Origin of the sequence: Protofrankia sp. Cr1 (assembly GCF_963555865.1) — a bacterium.
In the GTDB taxonomy this organism is placed as follows: Bacteria; Actinomycetota; Actinomycetes; order Frankiales; family Frankiaceae; genus Protofrankia.
In genome coordinates, this window is record NZ_CAUVXO010000116.1 from 10511 (window position 1) to 13489 (window position 2979).

The following is a 2979-nucleotide window of genomic DNA, read 5'->3' on the forward strand; positions in this document are numbered from 1 at the left end:
GCGGTCCGGGTGCTGGTTGTGCGCGGACCTCGCCAGTCCCGGAAACCCGGGCCGGGGTCGGCGGTTGCGCCGGGCCGGCCGACGGTCCCGGGCCGGTCGTCGTTGCCGCCGCCGGCGCCGCCGCCGCATCATCATGTGATGGACCGGTGTTGCCGCCGGCCTCCGCCCGCCGTTCCAACCGTTCGAGGCGGACCAGCAACGCCGACGGGTCAGATCCGGCAGCGGGCAGCAACGCCCGTGCCATGACCAGTTCGAGCAGGAGGCGCGGGCTGGTCGTCCCGCGCATCTCCTTGAGACCTGCGTGTACCACGTCCGCGGCCCGGGAAAGCTCGGCCGGGCCCATCCGGCCGCACTGGCCGCGCATCCGTTCGATCTGGTCGAGTGAGTAGTTCTCCAGCAGCCCCTTGGCGGGCGCGTCCGGCACGGCCGCGAAGACGATCAGATCCCGTAGGCGTTCCAGCAGGTCCATGGCGAATCGCCGGGGGTCGTGGCCGGAGGAGACGACCTTGTCGACAACGGTGAACGAGGTGGCGCCGTCCCGTGCGGCAAGGGCGTCGACCGCTTCATCCAGCAGGACGCCGTCGGTCAGCCCGAGTAACGCTACCGCCCGATCGTAGCCAAGGCCATCCGGCCCCGCGCCGGCGAGCAGCTGGTCGAGTACGGACAGCGAGTCGCGGACGGAGCCTGCGCCGGCTCGTACCACCAGCGGTAGTACCGCCGGATCGACGTCAACCCCTTCCGACGTGCAGACGGACGTGAGGTGGTCGCGCAGCGCCCCGGGTGGAACGAGTCGGAACGCGTAGTGGTGGGTCCGGGAGCGGATGGTGGCGATGACCTTGTCGGGTTCGGTGGTCGCGAACACGAACTTCAGGTAGGGCGGTGGTTCCTCGACGACCTTGAGTAGGGCGTTGAAAGCCGCCGCGGTGACCATGTGGGCCTCGTCGACGACATACACCTTGAACCGCGCCGAGGCCGGCGCGAAGAACGCGCGTTCCCGCAGGTCGCGGGCATCGTCCACAAGCCCGTGGGAGGCGGCGTCGATCTCGGTGACGTCCATGGACACACCGCGTCGGATCGACACGCACTGCTCGCACACCCCGCACGGCTCGGGTGTCGGCCCGTTCACGCAGTTCAGGGATGCGGCGAGGATGCGCGCGGACGACGTCTTGCCGCAGCCGCGCGGACCGCTGAACAGGTAGGCGTGGTGCAGGCGGCCGGTCCGCAACGCCTGCATGAGGGCACCGGTCACGTGCTCCTGACCGACGACCTGGGCGAAGGTCGCTGGACGGTACCGGTTGTACAACGCGCCGCTCATATGATCACCGACCTATTCCGTCGATCACTCGCTACGTCAGCACGCTGGGCGTTGCCCGGGATCAAGGCCGTCGCCGGGTTCGCGGCCCCCGCGAAGAGGACGACCCCTCGCACACCCGCCAGAGCCTGCTTACCCTTGCTGCCTTCCGGCCCTGGGGGGGTTCACGAGGGTGACGCCGCGCGAGGGGTCTGCCAGTGAGTCTAAGGCCTGTCGGATGGATCTTCAGCAGCGCATCGGTGGCCCGATAGCCGCCATCAGTCAGGCATACTCACCGAAAGTCATCCATATGGTCGGTCGGGACGGCTGGCCGAATGCCTTGCGTGTGAAGGTGGTGGCATCCCGACCAGCAACGATGTCCAGGAAGTGCCGGTGAGGTCCAACATGAGCGTCAGCATCCGCAACCAGATTGCCGGAACCGTAACCGTCGTCACGTCCGGTGCGGCGATGGCAACGGTCAAGATCCGCTTGGCCGGCGGTCCGGAGGTGACCGCCGCGGTTACCGTGGAGTCGATCAATGATCTTGATCTCGCTGAAGGCTCCCAGGTTCGGATCATGGTCAAGTCCACCGAGGTCGCGCTGGCCACGGGTCCCGTGTCGGGCCTGAGTATTCGCAACCGGATTCCCGGCACGATCGTCGCGATCGACGAGGGCGATGCGATGGCGGTGGTGAAGCTTGTCATCGACGGGGGTGACGAGATCACTGCGGCGATCACGAAGGCGGCCGTCGTCGACCTCGGCCTTGACCGGGGTGTCGCGGTCACGGCGCTGATCAAATCCACGGAGATCTCGATCGCATCCCTCTGAACCGGTAGGGATCTTGTTGGCCGTCGGTTCCGTTGCCCGTGGATCCGATAGGCTTGGCAACGGAGGATTCGCCTAGTGGCCTAGGGCGCACGCTTGGAAAGCGTGTTGGGGGCAACCCCTCGAGAGTTCGAATCTCTCATCCTCCGCCGTGTGCCGGTGGCAGTCAGGGCTTGTTGGTGATTGACGCCTCCAGGATCCGTATTGCGGGCTGTATTACAATGAGCCTTATGGCTACGATTACGTTTCGTACAGACGAGGACGTCGACCGGGCCCTGACTGACCTCACAGTCGGTGAACGGGATCGGTCCCAGGTGATCCGTGAGGCGATCCTCTCCGCGTGGCGTGCGCGTCAGGCCGAGCGGTTGGTCGCTGAGGCTGAAGCTCTTGCCGCAGACCCGGCCGACCGGGCTGAGGCGCGGGCTGTGCTTTCGGACATGGAGCCACTGCGTGCGTGGTGACGTCTACCAGATGCGAGCTCCTCGTGACGCGCGTGGCCACGAACAACGAGGTAACCGGTACGCCGTCATCGTGCAGTCCGATCTGCTGCCGTTGTCGACCTGGCTGGTGGCCCCTACTTCCACCAGCGCTCGGCCGGCATCCTTTCGGCCCGAGGTCGAGATCGACAATCAGGCGACCCGTGTCCTGGTCGAGCAAACGGCGGCGGTCGACCCTGAGCGTCTGGGTCGATTCGTCGGCCATCTGTCCGCAGTCGAGATGGCTGACGTCGACACTGCATTACGCACTGTACTCGGGTTGAACTGATCTCTACACGGCTACGAGATTGACCCGATCAGCATGCCGGCGGCGGCTCTTGCCTCGTCGTCGCCAATGGGCACAATCCGTAGCCCTGACATGATCCA

The 2979-nt window shown here is 66.3% G+C and carries 4 protein-coding genes, 1 tRNA gene and 1 other RNA gene; 4 read left to right on the top strand and 2 right to left on the bottom strand.

The genetic code is table 11. From position 1 onward, the window contains the following. On the bottom strand, positions 1-1315 hold a 1315-nt coding region (locus U9980_RS11880), incomplete at its 3' end, for a DNA polymerase III subunit gamma and tau (protein WP_322767958.1). A gap of 95 nt (positions 1316-1410) precedes the next feature. After that, an RNA gene (gene ffs, locus U9980_RS11885) (signal recognition particle sRNA small type) lies at positions 1411-1507 on the bottom strand. Positions 1508-1696: 189 nt separating this feature from the next. Between ffs and U9980_RS11890 the strand changes: the two genes are divergently transcribed. The 4 genes from U9980_RS11890 (at position 1697) to U9980_RS11905 (ending at position 2881) form a co-directional block, all read left to right on the top strand. After that, the gene (locus U9980_RS11890) at positions 1697-2119 is read left to right on the top strand and encodes a TOBE domain-containing protein (protein WP_322767959.1); all 423 of its coding nucleotides are present in this window, start codon (positions 1697-1699) and stop codon (positions 2117-2119) included. Positions 2120-2180: 61 nt separating this feature from the next. After that, positions 2181-2265 (top strand) — tRNA-Ser (locus tag U9980_RS11895). Positions 2266-2346: 81 nt separating this feature from the next. After that, positions 2347-2577: a hypothetical protein gene (locus tag U9980_RS11900; protein WP_322754242.1), complete on the top strand. Its 231-nt coding sequence runs from the start codon at positions 2347-2349 to the stop codon at positions 2575-2577. Beyond that, the gene (locus U9980_RS11905; RefSeq protein WP_322767960.1) at positions 2567-2881 is read left to right on the top strand and encodes a type II toxin-antitoxin system PemK/MazF family toxin; all 315 of its coding nucleotides are present in this window, start codon (positions 2567-2569) and stop codon (positions 2879-2881) included. Before U9980_RS11900 ends, U9980_RS11905 begins: the two co-directional genes overlap by 11 nt. The last annotated feature ends 98 nt before the right edge of the window (positions 2882-2979 follow it).